Raw genomic sequence first — 21,845 nt, forward strand, 5'->3', positions numbered from 1 at the left:
GCCGGGGGGTGTCCGTCGTCGGTCTGGCGCGGAATCGGCTGCTCACCGACTTGGCGGTGTCGGCGCGCCGACCGCTGTGGGCGGACACCCCCGGCACGTCCCCGGAGGTGCGCCTCGGCGGGCCGCGTCTCCTTCGCGGAGAATGGAGGTATGGCGGGTTCGGGTGAGCTGGCTCGGCACTGGCAGTACGCGGAGTTGCCCGGTGTCGATCTTCTGCGTGCGCGGTACATCCACAAGACCTTTGTCCGGCACACGCACGAGAACTTCGTCATCGCCGCCATCACGGAAGGGGCGGAGGTCTTCCGTCATCGGGGGGTCGATCAGTACGCGGGGCCGGGAGCGCTCGCGCTCGTCAATCCCGATACGCCGCATACGGGGCGTGCCGGGGTTCCCGAGGGGTGGCGGTACGGGGCTGTCTACCCGGCACCCGATGTGGTGGCCGAGATCGCCGCGGAGACCACCGTGATTCGGGGGACCCCGGGCTTTGTCGCTCCCGTGTTCGACGATCCGTACTCGGTCACTCTCGTACATGACGTGCTGCGCGCGGCCGAGCAGGGCAACGCGTTGGCGGCCGACACGCTGCTGCGGGTGGTGGTGACCCGGCTCCTCCGGCTCAACGGCGGGACCCTTCAGGAACGGGTGGTGCCCACGGCCGGCGCGCGGATCGCGGCACGCGCGCGTGCCGTGCTGGAGGAGACGATGGCAGGGCCGCCGACTCTGGAGAAACTCGCCAGAGACCTGGGCACCAGCCCCTTCGCGCTGCTGCGGGCGTTCCGGGACACGTACGGGTTGCCGCCGCACGCCTGGCTGACGGACGCGCGCGTGCGTCGGGCGCGACGGCTGCTGGACGCGGGGACCGCACCCGCCGACGCGGCAGTCGCCGTCGGCTTCACCGATCAGCCGCACCTCAACCGGCATTTCACCCGGATCGTGGGCGTGCCCCCAGGGGCGTACCAGCGCGAGCGCAAGAACGTACAAGACCCGACGGGGCACCTGCTCCTACCATCCGACGGGTGGCAGAACAGACAGCTCGCGCAGACATACGTGCCGACGACGGAGGCAAACCGGACGCCGCCGTCGTACGAGACGCCCTCGGAGTCGGGGTCGCCGTCGGACTGTCCGGGTTCGCCTTCGGGGTGACATCGGTAGGCAACGGGCTCACGCTTCTCCAGACCTGTGCGCTCAGCCTTCTGGTGTTCACCGGGGCCTCCCAGTTCGCGCTCGTGGGCGCGCTCGCGGCCGGCGGCAATCCGCTCACCGCGGCAGCGGGTGCCTTTTTCCTGGGGGTGCGCAACGCCTTCTACGGGCTGCGTCTGTCGCAGTTGTTGGCCCTCCCGCGCGCGGTGCGTCCGTTCGCGGCCCAATGGGTCATCGACGAGACCACGGTGGTCGCCCTGGCGCAGCCCACGCGGCGCAGCGCCCGTATCGGGTTCGCTGTCACCGGGCTCAGTCTGTACGTGCTGTGGAACCTCACGACGCTGCTCGGCGGGCTGGGGGCCGAGGCCATCGGGGACACCGACGCCTGGGGTCTGGACGCAGCAGGGCCCGCCGTCTTCCTGGCGCTGCTCGCGCCGATGCTGAAGTCCGGCGTCGAGCGCGCTGTCGCGGGCCTCGCGGTGGTGCTGGGGCTCGGAATGCTGCCCGTACTGCCGGCCGGTGTGCCGGTTCTGGTGGCCGCGCTCGCGGCGCCCGCCGTCCTCTGGGCCCAGGGCCGTCGTGGGGCGAGGAACGGGCAGAGGGACAGGAAACGGGACAGGAAGGAGGAGGACCGTTGAACGTCTGGATCGCGATCGGTGTGACCGCCCTCGGCTGTTACGTCGTCAAGCTCGTCGGATTCCTCGTGCCCACCAGTGTGCTGGAACGTCCACTCGTCAGACGGCTGGCCGCCCTGCTTCCCGTGGCTCTCCTCGCCGCTCTCACGGCCCAGCAGGCCTTCGCCGACGGGCGGGTGCTCGTTGTGGACGCGAAGGCCGCAGGGCTCGCCGCAGCCGCCGTGGCGCTGGTGCTGCGTGCTCCCTTCCTGGTCGTCGTCGCGGCGGCAGTGGTGGTGACGGCGGGGGTCAGGGCGATGACCGGTTGAACGTCGGCCGTGCCCGCGGTCCTGACGTCAGCCGATGGGGCGGCCGTACGCCTTCAGGGTGCGCAGGGCCTCGACCGTCACCATGGGGCGCGCCTCCAGGGACGTGCCCGGTGCCCACGCACGCCAGCGGATGGGCCAGCCGCCGTCCTCGCTCTGCTCGCTCGCGAGGAAGTCCAGGGAACGCGTCATCTCCTCGTCCGTGAACCACGCGCGCGCGAGTGAGCCCGGTGCCCTCGCGTAGTCGTAAGGGAAGTGGTGCTCGCCCGGGGCGTAGCCGGGCGCCACCGGGGAGGCGTCGAGGCGCTCCGGGTCGAGTGCCACGAGCCGGTGTTCGCGTACCAGGCGGCCCAGCCGGTCGGCCGCCGCCTGCGCGCGTGAGCGGTCCGGGACCGAGTCCAGGAAGGCCACGGCGGCCTCCACCTCGTACGGATGGGACTTCTCCAGGGAGTCGACCGCCTGCCAGCAGAAGTCCGTGGCCCGGAACAGCCAGGCGTGCCACACCTCGTTGCGGTGCAGCAGGCCCACTACGGGGCCCGTGGCGAGGAGCTCACTCGGCGGGTCGGCGGCGATCGGGATGAACGGCGCCGCCGGATAGCCGCGCTGGCTGGGGTGGATCGCCGGCAGCGCGCCGTCCGGTGCGGAGACCGAGGTCAGATAGCGGCACACGCGCTCCACCCGCTGCCCGCCGCAGCGCCCGATGGCGTCCAGGACACGCAGCGCGTGCGCGGTGTGCAGGGGCTGGCTGACGGGGCCGCGCAGATCGGGTTCCAGCGCATGACCGTATCCGCCGTCCTCGTTGCGGTAGGCGTCCAGCGCGGTCTCGACCGCGTCGGCGCCTCCGTTCAGGAAGTGGTACGCGAAGCGGCGCTGCTCCAGCACGCGCGCGGTGAGCCACACGAAGTGCTCGGCACGGAAGAGCGGGGAACGCGCGGGGGGCGTCGGGGGGAGTGGGGCTGCTCCTGTTTCGGCCATGCGTCAGACCGTAGGGCGCGGAGTGGTCCCGGCGAGCGGTCCCGGCGTCGGCCCACCCCCAGGGGCGGGATACTGAAGTCATGCGGTTGACGGTCTTCTGGCAGCGGATGGCGGAGCACTTCGGTTCGGGGTACGCCGACACCTTCGCGCGCGATCACGTGATGACGGAGCTCGGCGGACGGACCGTGCACGAGGCCCTGAACGCCGGCTGGGAGGCGAAGGACGTGTGGCGTGTGGTGTGCGCGGCCATGAACGTTCCGTCGGAGAACCGGTGAAATCGCACTGAAACGACGCCGGTCGACCCCGTAGACCGCAGGGTGGCGACTCATTGCCGTTGGCGTGGGCGAGACTTGCACCGTGGCATCCACAGACGAGACCGGACAGCTCGGACAGCAGGCGGCCCCGTTCGGCGCGACGCCGCCCACACCCCCGGCCGGGCACACCGCCGGACAGGGCGCGCGCATGCCTCGCTGGCTGCCCCGCGCCATGATGCTGGCGCTCGCCCTCGTCGGCCTGTTCCAGCTGGGCAGTTGGGCCTTCCACGAGCTCACAGGCCTGTTGATCAACATCCTCATCGCGTTCTTCGCCGCGCTCGCGATCGAACCCGCGGTGAGCCGCATGGCGTCGCGCGGGATGCGCCGGGGACTGGCCACCTTCCTGGTCTTCATCGGCCTGCTCATCGCGATCGCCGGGTTCATCACCCTGCTCGGCTCCATGCTCGCGGGCCAGATCATCAAGATCGTCGAGGACTTCCCGGCCTATCTCGACTCCGTCATCAACTGGATCAACGTGCACTTCAGCACCGACCTGAAGCGTGTGGACGTCCAGGAGGGCCTGCTCCGCTCCGACTGGCTGCGCAGTTACGTACAGAACAGCGCCACAGGCGTCCTGGACGTCTCCGGCCAGGTGCTGGGCGGGCTCTTCCAGCTGCTGACGATCACACTGTTCGCGTTCTACTTCGCCGCCGACGGGCCGAGACTGCGCCGCGCACTGTGCTCCGTACTGCCTCCCGCCCGGCAGGCCGAGGTGCTGCGCGCGTGGGAGATCGCCGTCGACAAGACCGGCGGTTATCTGTACTCGCGTGGTCTGATGGCGCTCATCTCCGGGGTCGCCCACTACGTCCTGCTGGAGTTCCTGAGCGTGCCGTACGCGCCCGTGCTCGCCGTCTGGGTGGGGCTGGTGTCGCAGTTCCTCCCGACCATCGGTACGTATCTCGCGGGTGCCCTGCCGATGCTGATCGCCTTCACCGTCGATCCCTGGTACGCGCTGTGGGTGCTGGTCTTCGTCGTGCTCTACCAGCAGTTCGAGAACTACGTGCTGCAGCCCAAGCTGACCGCGAAGACCGTCGACATCCATCCCGCGGTCGCCTTCGGCTCGGTCATCGCCGGCACGGCGCTCCTCGGCGCGGTCGGCGCGCTGATCGCCATCCCTGCGGTCGCCACGCTCCAGGCGTTCCTGGGGGCGTACGTGAAGCGGTACGACGTCACGGACGACCCTCGTGTCCAGGGGCACCGCAATCGGGGCACGAGCATCCTCACGCGGCTGCGGAGTCTGCTGGAGGGGCGGCAGGGTGCCGGCGCCGAGGACTCGGCGCACTCCGCCCAGGCGCCCGAACCGGGGTCGGGGCCGTCGTCGGGGGAAGGCTCCACGCCCGCCTGAGCGGAGCCCTGGCCGCCGCCCTGCCCGCGACGGACGCCGTGCAGCCGCCTGCCGTGTGACAGGGGTGCTCGGCACCGTCCTGTCCGGTCGTAGGTGCCCCGTGCCAGGTGCCACTGGGGTGTCGAACCCGACATCCCGGACCTCGGCTGACCGTGAACCTAGTCTCGGAGGTGCCGGGTGTTGCGCTTGACACGGAAATCGAACATCCATTCTGATTGAGGTTCCGGCGAGGCTCTCGACGGGGATTTCGTCAGGGTTTTCATAGAGATGTGCCCGAGTTATCCACAGGCCGGACGGGCGTCGGGGCGCATTGTCAGTGGCAGGCGTTAGCGTCTTTGACGTGAAGCGATCGACTCAAGCAAATCGGGTGGAACCCATGGCAGGAACCGACCGCGACAAGGCGTTGGACGCCGCGCTCGCGCAGATTGAACGGCAGTTCGGCAAGGGCGCGGTGATGCGCCTGGGCGAGCGGCCGAATGAGCCCATCGAAGTCATCCCCACCGGGTCGACCGCGCTCGACGTCGCCCTCGGTGTCGGCGGCCTGCCGCGCGGCCGAGTGGTGGAGGTGTACGGCCCGGAGTCCTCCGGCAAGACGACCCTGACCCTGCACGCGGTGGCGAACGCGCAGAAGGCCGGCGGCCAGGTCGCCTTCATCGACGCGGAGCACGCCCTCGACCCGGAGTACGCGAAGAAGCTCGGCGTCGACATCGACAACCTGATCCTGTCCCAGCCGGACAACGGCGAGCAGGCTCTGGAGATCGTGGACATGCTGATCCGCTCCGGCGCGCTCGACCTGATCGTCATCGACTCCGTCGCAGCCCTGGTGCCGCGCGCGGAGATCGAGGGCGAGATGGGCGACTCGCACGTGGGTCTGCAGGCTCGTCTGATGAGCCAGGCACTCCGCAAGATCACCGGTGCGCTGAGCCAGTCCGGGACCACCGCGATCTTCATCAACCAGCTCCGCGAGAAGATCGGCGTGATGTTCGGCTCGCCGGAAACCACGACCGGCGGCCGGGCGCTCAAGTTCTACGCCTCGGTGCGACTCGACATCCGTCGCATCGAGACGCTGAAGGACGGCACGGACGCGGTCGGCAACCGCACCCGCGTCAAGGTCGTCAAGAACAAGGTCGCGCCACCGTTCAAGCAGGCCGAGTTCGACATCCTCTACGGGCAGGGCATCAGCCGCGAGGGCGGTCTGATCGACATGGGCGTGGAGAACGGCTTCGTCCGCAAGGCCGGCGCCTGGTACACGTACGAGGGCGACCAGCTAGGCCAGGGCAAGGAGAACGCGCGCAACTTCCTGAAGGACAACCCCGACCTCGCCAACGAGATCGAGAAGAAGATCCTGGAGAAGCTGGGGGTCGGTGTGAAGCCGGAGAAGCCCACTGCCGAGCCGGGCGCGGACGCGGCGGTCACGGTCGCCTCGGACGAGGCCGCCAAGACGGTGCCCGCTCCGGCGGCCAAGACCACCAAGGCCAAGGCAACGGCCACGGCGGTCAAGAGCTAGCCCGCCGTGACACGACGAACCGACTGGGCCGATCACGCTCACCCCGGTGCCTCGGAAGGCCGGGGCGGCGGGGGATCCGCCGGGGCCGGTGACAGCGCCCACGGGGATGCCGGGCCATACGGGGGTGGCCACGGGGCCCGTGCCCGTGAAGGCGACGGGGTGTACGAGGGTGACGGAGACGCCGGACCGCGGCGCGGTGCCGGTCCGCCCGGGGACGGTCGACGTCGCGGCGGCGGTTCTCCGGGAGCCGGGGGACGCCGTGGCGGCGGTGCCCTGAGCGGCGAGAGCGGCCCGTACGGCGAAGGTGGCTCACGCGGTGAGGACTCACGCGCCGAGGGCTCACACGGAGGGCGTGGCCGGCGTCGGCAGCGTGGCTTCGGCGAGTCGGGCGGCGACCCACAGGACGGAGGTTCCGTCTCCTCGTCGAGGGCCGAGAAGGCGGAGTCGCCGGCGGACCCGGCTGAGCGGGCGCGGGGGATCTGTCTGCGCCTGCTCACCGGGACCCCGCGAACGCGGAAGCAGCTCGCGGACGCCCTGCGCAAGCGCGAGATCCCGGACGAGGTGGCCGAGGCGGTGCTGTCGAGGTTCGAGGATGTCGGACTGATCAACGACAGCGCGTTCGCGGACGCCTGGGTCGAGTCCCGCCACCACGGCCGGGGACTGGCCCGGCGGGCACTCGTACAGGAACTGCGTACCAAAGGCGTGGACGCGACACTCATCGATGAAGCTGTCGGGCAGCTCGACTCCGAGCAGGAGGAGACGACCGCGCGTGAACTCGTCGCCCGCAAGCTGCGTGCGACACGCGGCCTCGACCGCGACAAGCGGCTGCGACGCCTTGCGGGCATGCTCGCCCGCAAGGGCTACCCCCAGGGCATGGCCCTGCGGGTCGTACGGCAGGCCTTGGAGGAGGAGGGCGAGGACACCGAGTTCCTTGCGGACGAGGAGTTCTGAGCCCGGTGGTGCCGGAGGTGCGGCTGGCCCGAGAGGTCTGCGCCCCGGCCCTGAACACGCTGGACGCGCGGGGGCGCCGACCGCGTTCGGGGCCGGGCGGACGGTACGGCGGCTTCGGGCGTCAGGCTGCCTGCGCCGTCACCGGAAGCCCCGCCGCCCGCCACGCCTGGAACCCTCCGACCAGGTCGGTCGCCCTGCGCAGCCCCAACCGGTGCAGGGACACGGCCGCGAGGCTCGACGCGTATCCCTCGTTGCAGATCACTACGACTCTCAGGTCGTGGCCGGTCGCCTGAGGGGCGCGGTGGCTGCCCAGCGGGTCGAGGCGCCACTCCAACTCGTTGCGCTCGACCACGAGCGCGCCGGGGATCAGGCCGTCGCGCTCACGCAGGGCCGCGTACCGGATGTCCACCAGCAGTGCTTCGCCGGCCTGCGCGGCCTCGTACGTCTCGTGTGTCTCCACGCGCGCGTAGGTCTCGCGCACGCGGTCCAGCAACTCGTCGATACCGACCGGCTGTTCGCTCACTGCCAGTCCTGCGGGCGCTCGACGTGCTCCAGTCGCAGCACCTGTCCCGTACGGCTGTAGCGGCGGATCTGGGGCAGGGGCGGGTAGTAGGCATGGACCGAGATCGCGTGCTGGTCGCGGGACTCGTTGAGCACCTCGTGCACATGATGGCGGCCGAAGCCCCGGCCCTGGCCCTCCGGCAGCCGCCGCTTCCGGTCGACGCCCTCGGTGAGTTCCAGGGTCTGCCAGCCGTCGGTGGGCAGCCGGGCGGCGAGCGAGTTCTCCTTGAGCTCACCGGCCGCGGTGAGGAAGGCACCGACCGAGTCGGCGTGGTCGTGCCAGCCGGTGCCGGTGCCGGGCGGCCAGCCGATCAGCCAGGCCTCGCTGCCGCCGGGACCATCGAGGCGCACCCAGGTGCGGCCCTCGGGGTCGAGCGGCAGGGAGGCGATCAGCTCGGCGTCGGCGGCCGTACGTCGTACGAAGTCGAGCAGGTCCGCCTGCGTCGGGGTCCGGGAAGTCCCGGAGACCCGGGCGGCTACGGATACAGGGGGTGACACGGACACGGGTACCGTCCTGGTGCGTTCGCGGGGAGCACGCAGCGGCGCGGAGAGAAGAGCGGCGCGCGCGAGAAAAGGGATGCGAATTCAGCAGGACGGACGACACACGCAGCCCGCATAGCGGACGAGGTCCATATGGACCCTCCGCCACAGGCGCACATCGGTGTCAGCGTCGGTCACGCTCCGGAGTACAGCATGACGGTGCTGACCGGTCAACTCGTTGTCACCATGTGGACGCATGGTGACAAGAGGGCGGGAGAGGGCGGGAGAGGGGAGAGCGGGCGCGGACGGAGGGCGGGTGTCAGCGGGTGCCTGCCGCGGCTTCCGCGTTCGCCGTCGCGTTCGTCCTGTCGGCCCTGCCCGTCCTGTCGGCCTTGTCGTTCGTCCTGTCCTGCGGAGGTCCGCCCAGCGTCGCCTCGGCCGCCGCGTACAGGTCGGCCGGGCGTACCCCACTCAGCGCCGTGACGAGGTGACCGTCCGGGCGGACCAGAAGCACGGTGTGGGCGGCGGCGCCCGGATAGCTCTCCGTGACCAGCAGCTCGGCGGGATGCGGCAGCGCGGCCACCGCGGCGGCCAGCCGGGGCATGATCCCGGCGCTCACCCAGTGCTTGCGCTCCCACACACCCGTACCGGGCGCGATCAGCACCACCAGCAGCGCACCGCGGCCCAGGCGCTCCCGCAGCCGTACGAAGGAACCGTCCTCGGCGGTGACCCGTACGTCCGTCACCTGCGCGCCGGGCGGGGTGTCCACCGAGATCTCCGCCTCGATGTGCTGGGGCGCCAGCGGCGAACGGCCGTACGTCCCCGGCTCGCCCAGGATGCCGCGCCCCAGGTGACCGTCCGTGAGCAGCGAGTCGTGTCCGCGGGCCGACCCGGGGACGTACGACCGCAGCCCCGCACCCCCGCGCAGCAGCGGCAGCGCCTGGTCGGCGGCGCGCAGCCGGGCGGAGACGGCCGCGCGCCGTTCGATCTGGTAGCTGTCCAGCAGGGCCTCGTGCGGGCCGTGGTGCCAGGCCAGGGCCAGCTTCCAGGCGAGGTTGTCGGCGTCCCGCAGGCCCTCGTCCAGCCCTTGTGTGCCGAGCGTGCCGAGCAGGTGCGCGGCGTCCCCGGCGAGGAAGACCCGGCCGGCCCGCCAGCGTCGGGCGAGCCGGTGGTGGACGATGTGGACGCCCGTGTCGAGCAGGTCGTACGGCGGTGTGGTGCCGCCGCTCCAGCCCGCGAGGGTCTCCCGGACGCGGGTCACCAGGAGCTCGGGCGTGACCAGGTCCTTGCCGGGCGGCAGCAGCCAGTCCAGGCGCCACACACCGTCGGGGAGCGGGCGGGCGGTGATCTCCCCGGCCGAGGGCCCGGTCGTCCGCCACGGCGGCATCCGGTGCAACAAGGCCTCGCCGGGCCATGGAAGTTCCGTACGCAGCGCGGCCACGGCGTGTCGTTCCACGGCCGTACGTCCGGGGAAGCGGATGTCCTGGAGTTTGCGCACGGTGGAGCGTGGGCCGTCGCAGCCGACGAGGTAACTGCCGCGCCACCAGGTGCCGCCCGGGCCGCGGGTGTGTGCCGTGACGCCGGACGGCTCCTGCTCGACGGAGTCGAGGCGGCTGTTGACGGCGACCTTGACGAGCCGTTCGTGCGCGATGGCGGTCCGCAGGGCACCGGTCAGCACGTGCTGGGCGATGTGCAGGGGGGTATCGGATTCCGTGCCGGGTTCCGTGACGAGCCCCGACCCGAGCCCCTGCCCGAATCCCGACGGGAGCGCGTCGGTCGGCCCGTCCGATTCCTCGGTGCCGAAAGAGATCTGACGCATCACCTGCTTGCGCCGCATCGACCGCCATCCGGCCCAGTGGAAACCGGCGTCGGCGACCGGCGTACCGGTGAGCCGCTCCAGCAGCGCGGCGGTGTCCTCGCGCAGCACGACCGTGCGCGCGGGGCGTTGGTCGTCCTTGCCCGGCCCCTCGTCGAGGACGACCGAGGGGACGTCCTGGCGCGCCAGCGCAAGCGCCAGCGTGAGCCCGACCGGCCCCGCTCCGACGATGATCACCGGGTCCATGGCGCGGCGCCCCCTGCCCAGAGCGACGTCTTCATCGACACAAGTGAACAGGAAGTTGGAGCGGGGTGCACGATCACAAAACGTATGCAACAGACTCCGCGCCACCCGGTCAAGCTGGACGCACCCCAGGAGCCCGCCCCGACACATTCGGCGTTTCCCCTGGTACGGCATGTGCACCCGGTGCCGGCGTCAGACGACGGAGGCAGTGGCGAACGCGCCACTGCCTCCGTGTCGGTCACATCACTGCCTCCGGGGCAGGTCACATGAGTTGAGCGTCCGTCAGATGGAGCCGCCCGCGCCGGTCGCCTCCGTGCCGGCCACCGTCGCCGCTCCGAGCACCACACCGGTCGACTTCTTGCCGCGCCGCAGCCTGCCCTCGAGCCAGCTCGCGAAGGTGGTGATGAGGAAGTTGATCACGATGAAGATGGCAGCAACCACGATGAAGCTCGCGATGACGTTGGCGTAGTTCGCCGCGAGCGTGCTGCGCGCGTTGAGAAGCTCGGTGAAGTTGAGCATCACGCCGCCCAGCGCCGTGTCCTTCACGATGACGACGAGCTGGCTGACGATCGCCGGCAGCATGACCGTGACGGCCTGCGGGAGCAGGACGTTCGTCATCGTCTGGCCCTTGCGCAGACCGATCGCGAGGGCGGCCTCCGTCTGTCCCTTGGGGAGGGACAGGATGCCCGCTCGTACGATCTCGGCGAGCACCGAGGCGTTGTAGAGCACCAGGCCGGTGACGACCGCGTAGAGGGGGCGGTCCTCACTGCTGATGTCCGTGGAGCTGACGTAGAACGCGGCGGCGAACAGCATGAGCAGCAGCACCGGAATGGACCGGAAGAACTCGACCACCGTACCGGCCGTAACGCGCACCCACCGGTGGTCGGACAGCCGTGCGATACCCAGGGCCGCACCCAGGGGAAGGGCGATCACCATGGAGAGCGCCGCGGCCTTCAGGGTGTTGGCGAGGCCGGGCAGCAGATAGGTCGTCCAGGCCTGTGACGTGGTGAACGGCTCCCACAGGGCCCACTTCAGCTGGCCCTTGTCGTCCATCGTCCGCCAGATCCACCACAGGAACAGGGCGAGCAGGACGAAGAAGACGATCGTGAGGACCACGTTGCGCTGTTTGGCGCGGGGGCCCGGCGCGTCGTAGAGGACGGAGGTCATCGCTTCACCGCCAGTCGCTTGCTCAGCCAGCCGAGGGCGAGTCCGGTGGGCAGGGTGAGCACCACGAACCCGAAGGCGAAGACCGCGCCGATGAGCAGCAACTGAGCCTCGTTCTCGATCATTGACTTCATCAGACTCGCGGCCTCGGCCACGCCGATCGCGGCCGCCACGGTGGTGTTCTTGGTCAGCGCGATCAGTACGTTGGCCAGTGGGCCGATGACCGACCGGAACGCCTGCGGCAGCACGACGAGGCCCAGCACCTGGCTGAAGCTCAGCCCGATGGCGCGGGCCGCCTCGGCCTGCCCCGGGGGCACGGTGTTGATGCCGGAGCGCAGTGCCTCGCAGACGAAGGCCGCGGTGTAGGCGACGAAGCCGAGCACCGCCAGCCGGAAGCCCTGGGCTTCGAAGTCGTCGGACGCGCCCATCGTCATGCCGAAGATGTCGGCGAGGCCGAGTGAGGTGAAGACGATGATGACCGTCAGCGGGATGTTGCGGACGATGTTCACGTAGGCGGTGCCGAAACCGCGCATGAGCGGGACCGGGCTGACCCGCATGGCGGCCAGCAGTGTGCCCCAGACCAGGGAGCCGAGGGCGGAGAGGGCGGTGAGTTTCACCGTCATCCAGAACGCCCCGAGGACGTCGTAACCATCAAGAAAGTCGAACACGATCCCCGCGCTTCCGGGTGTGAGGCGTATGTGGCGTACGAGGTGTATGTGGCAGACGCGGTGCGCCGCTGCCCTGATCGCGGTGGGCGGCGGCGCACCTGCGGAACCCTGTGCTAGCTGACGATCGTGCCGATCTTCGGAGCCGGCTCGTTCTTGTAGCCGGCCGGACCGAAGTTCTTCGTGACCGCGGTATCCCAGGCGCCGTCGCTGACCATCTTCTCCAGCGCGGTGTTGATCTTGTCCACGGTCGTGGTGTCGCCCTTCTTGACGCCGATGCCGTAGTTCTCGTTGCTCAGCTTGAGGCCCGCCAGCTTGAACTGACCCTTGTACTTCTCCTGGGCGGCGAAGCCCGCGAGGATCGAGTCGTCCGTGGTCACCGCGTCGACGGCACCGCTCTGCAGGGCGGCGATGCATTCCGAGTAGCCCGAGTTCTCACGCAGGTTGGCCTTCGGGGCGATCGTGTCCTTGATGTTCTGCGCCGAGGTGGAGCCGGTCACGGAGCACAGGTTCTTGCCGTTGAGGTCCGTGCCCTTGGCGATCGTGGAGTCCGACTTGACGAGCAGGTCCTGGTGGGCGAGCAGGTACGGGCCGGCGAAGTCGACCTTCGCCTTGCGCTTGTCGTTGATCGAGTACGAGGCCGCGATGAACTTGACGTCGCCACGGGCCAGCGCGGTCTCGCGGTCGGCGCTCTTGGTCTCGACCCACTCGATCTGGGCGGGCTCGTAGCCGAGCTGCTTGGCCACGTACGTCGCCACGTCCACGTCGAAGCCGGCGAAGGAACCGTCGGGCTGCTTCAGGCCGATACCGGGCTGGTCGAACTTGATGCCGACCTTGATCTTGTCACCGCCGCCCGAGCCGGTGTCGGCCTTGTCGTCGTCGCCTCCACAGGCCGTCGCCGTGAGGGCGAGGACAAGAGCTGCGGCGGTCGCGGCGGTGACCTTGCGAAGCTTCATGGTGAACATCCTTTGAGTGATGAAGTGAATGCGGGCCGTCACGTGCGGATGACGCAGTTCGTCCGTGGTTCGGAAACCGCCCGTGGGGCGGCTTCCCTCACTGCTGCGGGAGGCGCCGAGTGGAGCGCCGGCTGTGGGAAGAGCCGTGGGATCAGTGGTGAAGGATCTTGGAAAGGAAGTCCTTCGCGCGGTCGCTGCGCGGGTTGCTGAAGAACTGGTCCGGCACAGCCTCTTCGACGATGCGGCCGTCCGCCATGAACACCACTCGGTTGGCGGCCGAACGGGCGAACCCCATTTCGTGGGTGACGACGATCATGGTCATGCCCTCGCGGGCGAGCTGCTGCATGACCTCGAGGACCTCGTTGATCATCTCCGGGTCGAGCGCCGACGTCGGCTCGTCGAAGAGCATGACCTTGGGGTCCATGGCCAGGGCACGGGCGATGGCGACACGCTGCTGCTGGCCGCCGGACAGCTGTGCGGGGTACTTGTCCGCCTGAGTGGCCACGCCCACCCGGTCGAGCAGGGCGCGGGCCTTCTCCTCGGCCGCGTTTTTGTCGGCCTTGCGGACCTTGATCTGGCCCAGCATCACGTTCTCGAGCACGGTCTTGTGCGCGAACAGGTTGAAGGACTGGAACACCATGCCGACGTCGGCCCGCAGCCGGGCCAGCGCCTTGCCCTCCTGGGGCAGCGGCTTGCCGTCGATCGAGATGTCTCCCGAGTCGATGGTCTCCAGACGGTTGATGGCACGGCACAGGGTCGACTTACCGGACCCGGAAGGTCCGATGACCACGACCACCTCGCCGCGGGCGATGGTCAGGTCGATGTCCTGGAGCACGTGCAACGCGCCGAAGTGCTTGTTGACGCTCTTCAGGACGACCAGATCGCCGGTCGCGGCCACGTCGTCCTTGGCCATCGATACTTCGGTCATGGCTTGCTGGCTCCGTCCTGCTCGGTTTCGGAGGACAGTAGTGACCCCGCGAGACCAGCGTCAGCACATCTGAGGGGAACTTGAGGATAACGATCTGATGTCAGGTCAACACGCTTTGTGGCGTCCCCCGAAAGAGGTGTACCGGCTGGATAACGGAAGCGTTCCGCAGCCGGAACCAGGCACGCGCGTGCGTGTGTCCACATGGTGTACTCCGCTGGTGCACCGCGTTTGGTGCACCAGCGTGTGGTGTACAAGTCGAAACCGCACGGCCGACGGACCGAAGCTCTCATGAACCCAAGTCCATGAAGCCCATGAAGCCTGTGAACCGAAAGGGGTCGCGATGAGACTGCTCCTCGTCGAGGACGACAACCATGTCGCCGCCGCGCTCTCCGCGGTCCTGGCGCGGCACGGTTTCGACGTCACGCACGCCCGCAGTGGCGAGGAGGCCCTCCGGGCGCTCGTCCCGGAAGGAAACGGCTTCGGCGTGGTGCTGCTCGACCTGGGCCTGCCCGACCAGGACGGGTACGAGGTGTGCGGCAAGATCCGCAAGCGCACCAACACTCCCGTGATCATGGTCACCGCGCGCTCCGACATCCGCTCCCGCATCCACGGCCTCAATCTCGGCGCCGACGACTACGTGGTGAAGCCGTACGACACCGGGGAACTGCTCGCCCGGATCCACGCCGTCAGCCGGCGCAGTGTCCACGAGGACGCCGCCGAGGCAGGGGAGGACGCGCTGCTCCTTGGGTCGCTGCGGATCGAACTGTCCAACCGGCAGGTCCTCGTGGACGGTTCGGTGGTCCAGCTGACCCGCAAGGAGTTCGATCTGCTCGCCCTTCTCGCGCAGCGTCCCGGAGTGGTGTTCCGCCGCGAACAGATCATCAGCGAGGTCTGGCGGACCAGCTGGGAGGGGACCGGCCGCACTCTGGAGGTGCATGTCGCGTCCCTGCGCGCCAAGTTGCGCATGCCGGCGCTGATCGAGACCGTCCGCGGCGTGGGCTATCGGCTCGTCGCCCCGACGCGGTAGCGGGTACGGGTGCGCACACGTCTCCTTCCCCTGCTCATCGTCCTGATGGCGGCAGTTCTGCTCGCGCTCGGCATCCCGCTCGCCATCAGCGTGGCCGCCGCCCAGCAGCAGACGGTCGTCGTCGACCGGATCGACGACACCGCGCGTTTCGCGGCGCTCGCCCAGTTCGTCACCGACCGGCCCACCGGGTCCCGCGTCAAGGACGCGGACACCGACGAGCGCGGCGAGACCCTCCAACGGGAACTCGAGAGCTACTACGACGTCTACGGCATCCGTTCCGGTGTCTTCTACCGCAACGACGCACCCATGGCCAACGCGCCGACCGACTGGTACCTACCGGAAACGGGCGAGGTGCGTGACGCGTTCGCCGAGGCGCTCCTCTCCCGTCGCAGCCACGATCCGCAACAGGTCTGGCCCTGGCAGGAGCACCGGCTCGTCGTCGCGTCGCCGGTCATCCGGGACGGCGACGTCGTGGCCGTCGTGGTCACCGACTCGCCCACCGGGCAGATGCGTTCACGGACGCTGCACGGCTGGCTCATCATCGGAGCCGGCGAGATCGCCGCGATGCTGCTCGCGGTGGGCGCCGCGCTGCGCCTCACCGGCTGGGTGCTCAGGCCCGTACGCGTCCTCGACGCCACCACGCACAGCATCGCGACCGGGAGCCTGAAGTCCCGGGTGGCCGTGGCCGGCGGGCCGCCGGAACTCAGACGGCTGGCCCGGGCGTTCAACGAGATGGCGGACAACGTCGAGGACGTGCTGGAGCAGCAGCGTGCCTTCGTCGCCGACGCCTCGCACCAGCTGCGCAATCCACTCTCGGCGCTGCTGCTGCGGATCGAACTGCTCGCACTCGAACTGCCGGAGGGAAACGAGGAGATCGCCTCGGTCCAGACCGAGGGCAAGCGCCTGGCCGAGGTCCTGGACGACCTTCTCGACCTGGCGCTGGCCGAGCACGCCGAGGCGGACCTCGCACTCACCGACATCGGCGCGCTGACGGCCGAGCGCGTCGCGGCCTGGACCCCGCTGGCCCAGGCCAAGGGCGTGCGCCTGGTCGGCGACTGCCCGGCCACCACCGCCTGGGCGGACCCGGTCACGCTGTCCAGCGCCCTGGACGCGGTGATCGACAACGCGGTGAAGTTCACGCCCGGGGACGAGTGCGTGCGGGTGTCGGTCGCGTCGAACGGCGCGACCTCGACGGTCGTGGTCACCGACGGCGGCCCGGGCCTCACCGACGACGAACTCGCCCGTATCGGCGACCGCTTCTGGCGCAGCGGCAGGCATCAGAACGTCAAGGGCTCGGGCCTCGGTCTGTCCATCTCCCGGGTCCTGCTGGCAGCGGGCGGCGGCACGATCTCGTACGACCATCACGAGCCGCACGGCCTGAAGGTGACGGTGTGCGTGCCGAGGTCGGGCCCGGCGTCCTGAGGTTCCCGTGTCGCGACCGGCCCTACGGCTTGACCGAGCGGTAGTAGCGCCGGGCGCCCTTGTGCAGGGCCAACGGGTCGGTGTAGATGGCGGTCCGCAGATCCACGAGCTGTGCCGAGTGGACGTGGGCGCCGATGCGGTCCCGGCTGTTGATCACCGACCGGGTCAGCCACTCGGTGAGCCTCGGGTCCACGTCCTCGCGTGTCATGAGCAGGTTGGACACCGCGAGCGTCGCCACGGTCGAGCCGTCCTGGATGGACGGGTAGGCCGACTCGGGCATGTTGGTGGCCCGGTAGTAGCGGGAGGCTCCGCCCTCTTCGTGCAGCTTGGTGACCAGGTCCGCGTCGATCGGGACGAAGCGGAAGGCGAAGTTCTTCGCCAGCTGCACCAGACCGTTCGTGGGCAGTCCGCCCGACCAGAAGAAAGCGTCGATCTGGTCCTTCCGGAGCCGCCCGGGCCCGGTGTCGATGCCGTCGGCGAAGGGCTTGATGTCCTTGGTCGGATCGAGACCGGCGGCGGCCAGCACCCGGTTCGCGATCAGCCGTACGCCGGAGTTCTCCAGCCCTATGGCCACACGCTTGCCCCGCAGGTCCTGGATGGTCGAGATCTTGGAGTCGCGCGGAACGACCAGCTGCACGTAGTCGTCGTACAGGCGCGCGACCCCGCGCAGGGTGTCGGCCCCCGGCAGCTTCCTCAGTTTGTACGTCTCCACCGCGTCGGCCGCGGCGATGGTGAAGTCGGCGTGGCCCGTGGCCACCCGCTCGACGTTCTCCTGCGATCCCTGGCTGTTCAACAGCCGTACGTCCAGGTTCGGCATGTCCTTCGCGAAGGCCGTCCTGAGCCCCGAGCCGTACTGCTGGTAGACGCCGGCGGGAGATCCGGTGCTGAACGTGATCGTCCCGGCCGGCGGGTCCTCGTCCAGCGGCAGCAGCCACCACAGCAGCAGCCCGAAGACCACGAATGCGGCGGCCGAGCCCATGAGGGCCTGTCGCCTGCGGATCCTGGGGAGCACCTTCAACATGCGCGAGATCCTGCCAGTACGGCCCCCGTGCTGGCCAGGAAATAGGGGGAGAGGTGTTTGCCGTACCTGCCTGTACGACGATCGGATCGGCGCCCGGAGTGTCGGCGTGAGGTCGCCGGAGTCACCGCATGCGCCCCGGTACCTCTCCTTCCGCTTCCCACTTCTCTCCCGCCGACCTCGTCCGGGAGATCCACCTCGCCTTCGGCCTCGAGACCCGCGGTGCGCCCGCCGAGGTCGCGGTCACGGGCCCGCTGGACCGGCTGGCGCACGAGCTGGCCGACGTCGTGTACGTCGCGTACGGCACGGCCCTGATTCACGTACTGCCTGCCTTGTCGGGTGGGGCTCGGCTCTGGCGTGTCCTCAGACCGGGTAGGCGTGGGTCTGCGCGGCCTTCACCGTCGCCCAGGCCTCCGCGCCCGGGTGCAGATCGAGTTCGGCGGCGGCGACCGTGGTCAGGTCCGCGGCCAGCGGAAGTTCTCCGGTGAGGTCGGCACGGATCTGGTCGCCGTGGCTCTCCAGGCCGGCCACCTCGCAGCGCCAGAGGTTGCGGGCGCTGGCACCGGTCGGACGGTCGCGGTAGAGGGTGACCGCGCTCGGCGGGAACGCCACGAAGACCGGGCCGACCAGGGCCTCGGTGGTGGTGATGGAGGGGCCGGCGTCGAGGCGGACGGTGTGGCCGTCGGCCTCGCCCCGGTAGAGGTTGAGGCCGACCAGCTGGGCGATGTAGTCCGTACGGGGATGGCGGGCGATGTCGGAGGGGTTGCCCTCCTGGACGACCCGGCCGTCCTCGACGACGACCAGCCGGTCCGCCAGCACCATGGCATCCAGCGGGTCGTGCGTGACCAGGACGGCGACGGCCTCGAACTCGGCCAGGTGGCGGCGGAGTTGGGCGCGCACTTCCAGGCGGGTACGGGCGTCCAGCGCGGCGAGCGGTTCGTCGAGGAGCAGCAGGCGGGGGCGGGTCGCCAGTGCGCGGGCCAGGGCGACGCGCTGGGCCTGGCCGCCGGACAGCTTGCGCGGCTTGACGCCGGCGTGATCCGCGAGGCCCAGGCGGCCGAGCCACTCGGCGGCCTGCGCACGTGCCTCCGCCTTGGTCGAGCCGTGGCAGCGCGGCCCGAACGCCACGTTGTCCAGGGCGGTCAGGTGCGGAAAGAGCAGGTAGTCCTGGAAGACCACGCCGACCGGGCGGGACTCCGGCGGCATACGCTCCAACGCCGTGCCGTCCAGCCGCAGACGGCCGCCGGTGAGCGGCGTCAGGCCGGCGAGGGCGCGCAGGGCGGTGGTCTTTCCGGCGCCGTTCGGGCCGAGCAGTGCGACGACCTCGCCGGGCGCGACGCGCAGTGCCACGTCGAGACGGAAGGCGCCGCGCTCGACGACGAGGTGGGCGTCTAGGCCGTCCAGGGCGGGGTCGGCGGCAGCGGAGTGACGGGTCTCGGTCATCCTGCTGTCATCCAACGGTCGCGCAGGCCCGCCAGCACCGCGATGGACACGGCCAGCAGGACCAGGCTGAGGGCGATGGCGGCCTCCGGGTCGCTCTGCAGGGCGAGATACACGGCGAGCGGCATGGTCTGGGTACGGCCCGGAAAGTTGCCGGCGAAGGTGATCGTCGCGCCGAACTCGCCCAGCGCCCGGGCCCAGGCCAGTACCGCGCCGGCCGCGATGCCCGGCGCGATCAGCGGGAGGGTGACCCGGCGGAACGCGGTGAAGCGGGAGGCGCCGAGCGTCGCGGCGGCCTCCTCGAAGCGCGGGTCGGCGGCGCGCAGGGTGCCCTCGACGCTGATGACCAGGAAGGGCATAGCTACGAACGCCTCGGCCACCACGACCCCGGCGGTGGTGAAGGGGAGCGTGATCCCGAACCAGGAGTCCAGCGACCTCCCGACGATGCCGTTGCGGCCGAGCGCCATCAGCAGCGCCACACCGCCGACCACCGGCGGCAGCACGAGCGGCAGGGTGACCAGCGCCCGTACAAGGCCCCGTCCGGGGAACTCGACCCGGGCCAGCAGCCAGGCCAGCGGCACACCGACGACCAGGCTCACCGCGGTCGCGGCCGTGGCGCAGACCAGGGACAGCTGGAGGGCCTGCCACACCTCGGCGCTGCTCAGGAGCTCGGGCAGGCCGCGCCACGGGGCCCGTGCGAGCAGCGCGATCAGCGGCACGAGCAGGAACGCCAGACCGATCAGCGCGGGCACCAGCAGTGCGAGTGGCACGCCTTGGCCGACGCCGCGTCCGCCCGTCCGGACACGCCGACGGCGCGGACCGCCCTTGAGGGTTTCGGCCGCGGCACCGGACTCGTCGGTCGGGAGGGTCACGGCTTGAGGAACCCGGCCTCGGTCAGGATCTGCTGGCCCTCGGCGGACTGCACCAGCGCGATGAAGGCCTTGGCGGCCTCGGCGTTCTCGGTGTCCTTGAGCTGGACGATCGGGTACTCGTTGATGGCGCCGGCGGACTCGGGGAACTCCACGCCCTCCACTTTGTCACCCGCCGCGTGCACATCGGTCTTGTAGACGACGGCCGCGTCGGCCTCCTTCAGCTCGACCTTCGTCAGGGCGGCCTTGACGTCCTGCTCGTAGGAGACGGGGGTGAGCTTCAGCTTCGCGGCGTCGAGGGCCTTCTGCGCGGCGGCGCCACAGGGCACCGTCTTGTCGCAGAGCACGACCTTCAGGCTCGCCTTGGTGAGGTCCTTGAGGGAGGCGATCTTGTCGGGGTTGCCCGGGAGGGTGGCGATCTCCAGCTGGTTGCGGACGAAGGTGGCGGGCGTGCCGGAGGCGTCCCCGGCGTCCGTGACGATCTTCATCGTCTTGGGGCTGGCGGAGGCGAACACATCGGCGGGGGCGCCGCCGGTGATGCTCGCGGCGAGGGAGTCGCTGCCGCCGAAGCTGAAGGTGACCTTCGTACCGGGGTGTGCCTTCTCGAACTGCTCGCCCAGGGCCGTGAAGCTCTCCTTGAGGGAGGCGGCGGCGAACACGGTCACCGTGCCGGACACCTTGTCCGAGGCCGAGGTGGCCGCGGACGCCGAGGGGTCCGACTTCGCCGACGAGGAGTCGTCGGACGACGAGCAGGCGCTCAGGGCCAGCAGCGCGGCGACGCCCGCACCGGTCACCTGCAGGGTCCGACGGGTCCGGTGCGCGGTACGGGTCATCACGGGTCTGCTCCCTCTGGTCCTGACGGACACAATCACCTGTGGTCCTGGCGGACCATCTACGGTCTTTCGACGACCACGTTGGTCGACTTGATCACGGCAACCGCCGGAACACCGGGCTCCAGCTCCAGTTCATCGGCCGACTCACGGCTGACCAACGCCACCACCCGGAACGGTCCGGCCTGGATCTCCACCTGCGCCGACACATCACCGAGGATCACGTCGGTGACGATGCCGGTCAGGCGGTTGCGGGCCGAGGAGCCGGTGGACTCCCGCTCCGCGCGATGCGTCTCACGGGCGTAGGCGGCGAGGACCGGCCCGGGAATGATCCGGCGGCCCTGCTCGTCCCGTTCGGCGGTGAGTCTCCCGCCGTCGACCAGGCGCGTCACGGTGTCGGCACTGACACCGAGCAGGGCGGCGGCTTCCCCGATCCGGTAGGTGTGCATGCGCTGATGATAATGCCGCAGATGCAAGGTGAAAGTCTCCTGTGGCTTCGCATGAGCTGGAACTCTGATTCATAGAGATGGCATGTGCGTTTGCACGGCAGGCGGGTCCGGGTACGGTCATCCGGGAGGTGGTAGCCCGTGAGTCAGTCCCTCGCAGCCGCCAATACAGCCGCCAATATGGCCGCGGGTACGGCCGCCGTTCCGATGGCGGAGCTCTCCCTTGCCGGTGATCTGGCCCGGCCGTCCCGGCTGACGGTGCCCGACCTGCTCGCCTGGCCCCAGCGCGAGGCCGACGTCAGCTTCGAGTGCGCCACCAGCGGCGTCCGGCACCACCGCTTCACCGGACCACTGCTGCACGACGTGCTGTCGGCGGCCGAGCCAGGATTCGACCCCGCCCGCCGCAAGGACCGCCTGCGCTTCCTGATCGCCGTGGCCGGGGCGGACGGCCACCATGCCCTGCTGTCCTGGGCCGAGATAGATCCCGACTTCGGATGTGCTCCCGTGCTCCTCGCGGTCACCATCGACGACACCCCGCTCGACCGGGCCGGCCCGCAGCTCGTCCTCCCGCAGGACCGCTGCGGGGCCCGGCACATCAGCGGGATCAACGCGATCCGCGTGGACGGCGGATACCGCGCGTGGCCGTGAACGGGGGGATGACCTTGACGAGAGGATCACGGTGAGCCCCGTCCCATCGGCGGACGGGCGGACGGGCGGACGGGCGGACGTGCCGGACCCGGGCGGAGGATCCGGTGCCGACCGAGACCTCTCCCCGTGGCCATTCTCGGTTGCCGAGAAACGATCCCGCAGC

Annotated in this window: 24 protein-coding genes and 1 pseudogene; 11 read left to right on the forward strand and 14 right to left on the reverse strand. The window is 70.1% G+C overall.

All coding sequences use genetic code 11. The features are described from left to right. Positions 1-150 precede the first annotated feature (150 nt). The 3 genes from G3I71_RS27105 to G3I71_RS27115 are packed head-to-tail and all read left to right on the forward strand — an operon-like array spanning position 151 to position 2,080. A complete protein-coding gene (locus tag G3I71_RS27105; protein WP_203731521.1) occupies positions 151-1,140 on the forward strand; it encodes an AraC family transcriptional regulator in 990 nt (329 codons plus the stop codon). Next, entirely contained in the window at positions 1,041-1,775 is a 735-nt protein-coding gene (locus tag G3I71_RS27110) for an AzlC family ABC transporter permease (protein WP_343243095.1), read from the forward strand. The genes G3I71_RS27105 and G3I71_RS27110 overlap by 100 nt, the downstream gene beginning before the upstream one ends. Then, on the forward strand, positions 1,772-2,080 hold the full coding sequence (locus G3I71_RS27115) for an AzlD domain-containing protein (RefSeq protein ID WP_164318284.1): 309 nt from the start codon (positions 1,772-1,774) through the stop codon (positions 2,078-2,080). Before G3I71_RS27110 ends, G3I71_RS27115 begins: the two co-directional genes overlap by 4 nt. Before the next feature lie 27 nt (positions 2,081-2,107). Here G3I71_RS27115 and G3I71_RS27120 read toward each other — a convergent pair whose 3' ends face one another. Next, on the reverse strand, positions 2,108-3,052 hold the full coding sequence (locus G3I71_RS27120) for a hypothetical protein (protein WP_164318286.1): 945 nt from the start codon (positions 3,050-3,052) through the stop codon (positions 2,108-2,110). A gap of 80 nt (positions 3,053-3,132) precedes the next feature. Between G3I71_RS27120 and G3I71_RS27125 the strand changes: the two genes are divergently transcribed. From G3I71_RS27125 to recX, 4 genes are all read left to right on the forward strand, one after another. Then, positions 3,133-3,327, forward strand: a complete 195-nt coding sequence (locus G3I71_RS27125; RefSeq protein ID WP_164318288.1) for a DUF3046 domain-containing protein — start codon at positions 3,133-3,135, stop codon at positions 3,325-3,327. 82 nt (positions 3,328-3,409) lie between these two features. Next, positions 3,410-4,711, forward strand: a complete 1,302-nt coding sequence (locus tag G3I71_RS27130) for an AI-2E family transporter (RefSeq protein WP_164318290.1) — start codon at positions 3,410-3,412, stop codon at positions 4,709-4,711. Between the two features lie 376 nt (positions 4,712-5,087). Next, positions 5,088-6,218, forward strand: a complete 1,131-nt coding sequence (recA, locus tag G3I71_RS27135; RefSeq protein ID WP_164318292.1) for a recombinase RecA — start codon at positions 5,088-5,090, stop codon at positions 6,216-6,218. Between the two features lie 6 nt (positions 6,219-6,224). After that, on the forward strand, positions 6,225-7,169 hold the full coding sequence (recX, locus tag G3I71_RS27140; protein WP_164318295.1) for a recombination regulator RecX: 945 nt from the start codon (positions 6,225-6,227) through the stop codon (positions 7,167-7,169). A gap of 121 nt (positions 7,170-7,290) precedes the next feature. On the opposite strand, the gene G3I71_RS27145 is transcribed toward recX, so the two are convergent. The 8 genes from G3I71_RS27145 to G3I71_RS27175 all read right to left on the reverse strand — a co-directional run bounded on the left by G3I71_RS27145 (position 7,291) and on the right by G3I71_RS27175 (position 13,982). Continuing rightward, entirely contained in the window at positions 7,291-7,698 is a 408-nt protein-coding gene (locus G3I71_RS27145) for a rhodanese-like domain-containing protein (RefSeq protein WP_164318506.1), read from the reverse strand. Further along, complete coding sequence (locus G3I71_RS27150; RefSeq protein ID WP_164318296.1) at positions 7,689-8,234, reverse strand: cysteine dioxygenase; 546 nt, start codon at positions 8,232-8,234, stop codon at positions 7,689-7,691. Before G3I71_RS27150 ends, G3I71_RS27145 begins: the two co-directional genes overlap by 10 nt. An 81-nt stretch (positions 8,235-8,315) precedes the next feature. After that, on the reverse strand, positions 8,316-8,468 hold the full coding sequence (locus tag G3I71_RS52965; RefSeq protein WP_369335575.1) for a putative leader peptide: 153 nt from the start codon (positions 8,466-8,468) through the stop codon (positions 8,316-8,318). Between the two features lie 61 nt (positions 8,469-8,529). Continuing rightward, positions 8,530-10,272, reverse strand: coding sequence for an FAD-dependent monooxygenase (locus tag G3I71_RS27155; RefSeq protein WP_164318298.1), 1,743 nt, complete (start codon positions 10,270-10,272; stop codon positions 8,530-8,532). A gap of 279 nt (positions 10,273-10,551) precedes the next feature. Next, complete coding sequence (locus tag G3I71_RS27160; protein ID WP_164318300.1) at positions 10,552-11,436, reverse strand: amino acid ABC transporter permease; 885 nt, start codon at positions 11,434-11,436, stop codon at positions 10,552-10,554. Continuing rightward, complete coding sequence (locus tag G3I71_RS27165) at positions 11,433-12,101, reverse strand: amino acid ABC transporter permease (protein WP_164318302.1); 669 nt, start codon at positions 12,099-12,101, stop codon at positions 11,433-11,435. The genes G3I71_RS27160 and G3I71_RS27165 overlap by 4 nt, the downstream gene beginning before the upstream one ends. A gap of 113 nt (positions 12,102-12,214) precedes the next feature. Beyond that, the gene (locus G3I71_RS27170; protein ID WP_203731523.1) at positions 12,215-13,054 is read right to left on the reverse strand and encodes a glutamate ABC transporter substrate-binding protein; all 840 of its coding nucleotides are present in this window, start codon (positions 13,052-13,054) and stop codon (positions 12,215-12,217) included. Between the two features lie 151 nt (positions 13,055-13,205). Further along, positions 13,206-13,982: an amino acid ABC transporter ATP-binding protein gene (locus G3I71_RS27175; protein WP_164318306.1), complete on the reverse strand. Its 777-nt coding sequence runs from the start codon at positions 13,980-13,982 to the stop codon at positions 13,206-13,208. A 340-nt stretch (positions 13,983-14,322) separates the two neighbouring features. Here G3I71_RS27175 and G3I71_RS27180 point away from each other — a divergent pair, with 340 nt between their 5' ends. Both G3I71_RS27180 and G3I71_RS27185 read left to right on the forward strand, forming a co-directional pair. Continuing rightward, the gene (locus G3I71_RS27180) at positions 14,323-15,009 is read left to right on the forward strand and encodes a response regulator transcription factor (RefSeq protein ID WP_164318308.1); all 687 of its coding nucleotides are present in this window, start codon (positions 14,323-14,325) and stop codon (positions 15,007-15,009) included. 9 nt (positions 15,010-15,018) lie between these two features. Further along, positions 15,019-16,431 (forward strand): HAMP domain-containing sensor histidine kinase, encoded by a 1,413-nt coding sequence (locus G3I71_RS27185; RefSeq protein ID WP_164318310.1) that lies wholly within the window; start codon positions 15,019-15,021, stop codon positions 16,429-16,431. 22 nt (positions 16,432-16,453) lie between these two features. Here G3I71_RS27185 and G3I71_RS27190 read toward each other — a convergent pair whose 3' ends face one another. Continuing rightward, positions 16,454-17,452 carry a TAXI family TRAP transporter solute-binding subunit gene (locus G3I71_RS27190; RefSeq protein ID WP_164318312.1) on the reverse strand — a complete coding sequence of 333 codons (999 nt, stop codon included), beginning with the start codon at positions 17,450-17,452 and terminating at the stop codon, positions 16,454-16,456. Positions 17,453-17,580: 128 nt separating this feature from the next. On the opposite strand from G3I71_RS27190, the pseudogene G3I71_RS51360 reads away from it, so the two are divergent. Then, positions 17,581-17,769: pseudogene (locus tag G3I71_RS51360) on the forward strand (hypothetical protein); the annotation flags it as partial. Between the two features lie 43 nt (positions 17,770-17,812). Here G3I71_RS51360 and G3I71_RS27200 read toward each other — a convergent pair. The 4 genes from G3I71_RS27200 to G3I71_RS27215 are packed head-to-tail and all read right to left on the reverse strand — an operon-like array spanning position 17,813 to position 21,037. Beyond that, positions 17,813-18,892 carry an ABC transporter ATP-binding protein gene (locus G3I71_RS27200; protein ID WP_164318314.1) on the reverse strand — a complete coding sequence of 360 codons (1,080 nt, stop codon included), beginning with the start codon at positions 18,890-18,892 and terminating at the stop codon, positions 17,813-17,815. Next, positions 18,889-19,761: a molybdate ABC transporter permease subunit gene (modB, locus tag G3I71_RS27205; RefSeq protein WP_164318316.1), complete on the reverse strand. Its 873-nt coding sequence runs from the start codon at positions 19,759-19,761 to the stop codon at positions 18,889-18,891. The genes G3I71_RS27200 and modB overlap by 4 nt, the downstream gene beginning before the upstream one ends. Then, on the reverse strand, positions 19,758-20,591 hold the full coding sequence (modA, locus tag G3I71_RS27210; protein WP_164318318.1) for a molybdate ABC transporter substrate-binding protein: 834 nt from the start codon (positions 20,589-20,591) through the stop codon (positions 19,758-19,760). Before modA ends, modB begins: the two co-directional genes overlap by 4 nt. Positions 20,592-20,650: 59 nt before the next feature. Further along, on the reverse strand, positions 20,651-21,037 hold the full coding sequence (locus G3I71_RS27215) for a molybdopterin-binding protein (RefSeq protein ID WP_203731525.1): 387 nt from the start codon (positions 21,035-21,037) through the stop codon (positions 20,651-20,653). 177 nt (positions 21,038-21,214) lie between these two features. Between G3I71_RS27215 and G3I71_RS27220 the strand changes: the two genes are divergently transcribed. After that, positions 21,215-21,682: a molybdopterin-dependent oxidoreductase gene (locus G3I71_RS27220; protein WP_164318510.1), complete on the forward strand. Its 468-nt coding sequence runs from the start codon at positions 21,215-21,217 to the stop codon at positions 21,680-21,682. Positions 21,683-21,845 lie beyond the last annotated feature (163 nt).

Source organism: Streptomyces sp. SID12501 (genome assembly GCF_010550245.1).
Taxonomy (GTDB): domain Bacteria; phylum Actinomycetota; class Actinomycetes; order Streptomycetales; family Streptomycetaceae; genus Streptomyces.

Bases quoted from the DNA above. Each gene is read 5' to 3' on its own strand.
- G3I71_RS27105 (WP_203731521.1), top strand. From the start codon at position 151: ATGGCGGGTTCGGGTGAGCTGGCTCGGCACTGGCAGTACGCGGAGTTG.
- G3I71_RS27120 (WP_164318286.1), bottom strand. From the start codon at position 3,052: ATGGCCGAAACAGGAGCAGCCCCACTCCCCCCGACGCCCCCCGCGCGT.
- G3I71_RS27125 (WP_164318288.1), top strand. From the start codon at position 3,133: ATGCGGTTGACGGTCTTCTGGCAGCGGATGGCGGAGCACTTCGGTTCG.
- recA (WP_164318292.1), top strand. From the start codon at position 5,088: ATGGCAGGAACCGACCGCGACAAGGCGTTGGACGCCGCGCTCGCGCAG.
- G3I71_RS52965 (WP_369335575.1), bottom strand. From the start codon at position 8,468: ATGCGTCCACATGGTGACAACGAGTTGACCGGTCAGCACCGTCATGCT.
- G3I71_RS27155 (WP_164318298.1), bottom strand. From the start codon at position 10,272: ATGGACCCGGTGATCATCGTCGGAGCGGGGCCGGTCGGGCTCACGCTG.
- G3I71_RS27160 (WP_164318300.1), bottom strand. From the start codon at position 11,436: ATGACCTCCGTCCTCTACGACGCGCCGGGCCCCCGCGCCAAACAGCGC.
- G3I71_RS27170 (WP_203731523.1), bottom strand. From the start codon at position 13,054: ATGAAGCTTCGCAAGGTCACCGCCGCGACCGCCGCAGCTCTTGTCCTC.
- G3I71_RS27175 (WP_164318306.1), bottom strand. From the start codon at position 13,982: ATGACCGAAGTATCGATGGCCAAGGACGACGTGGCCGCGACCGGCGAT.
- G3I71_RS27180 (WP_164318308.1), top strand. From the start codon at position 14,323: ATGAGACTGCTCCTCGTCGAGGACGACAACCATGTCGCCGCCGCGCTC.
- G3I71_RS27190 (WP_164318312.1), bottom strand. From the start codon at position 17,452: ATGTTGAAGGTGCTCCCCAGGATCCGCAGGCGACAGGCCCTCATGGGC.
- G3I71_RS27200 (WP_164318314.1), bottom strand. From the start codon at position 18,892: ATGACCGAGACCCGTCACTCCGCTGCCGCCGACCCCGCCCTGGACGGC.
- modA (WP_164318318.1), bottom strand. From the start codon at position 20,591: ATGACCCGTACCGCGCACCGGACCCGTCGGACCCTGCAGGTGACCGGT.
- G3I71_RS27215 (WP_203731525.1), bottom strand. From the start codon at position 21,037: ATGCACACCTACCGGATCGGGGAAGCCGCCGCCCTGCTCGGTGTCAGT.
- G3I71_RS27220 (WP_164318510.1), top strand. From the start codon at position 21,215: ATGGCCGCGGGTACGGCCGCCGTTCCGATGGCGGAGCTCTCCCTTGCC.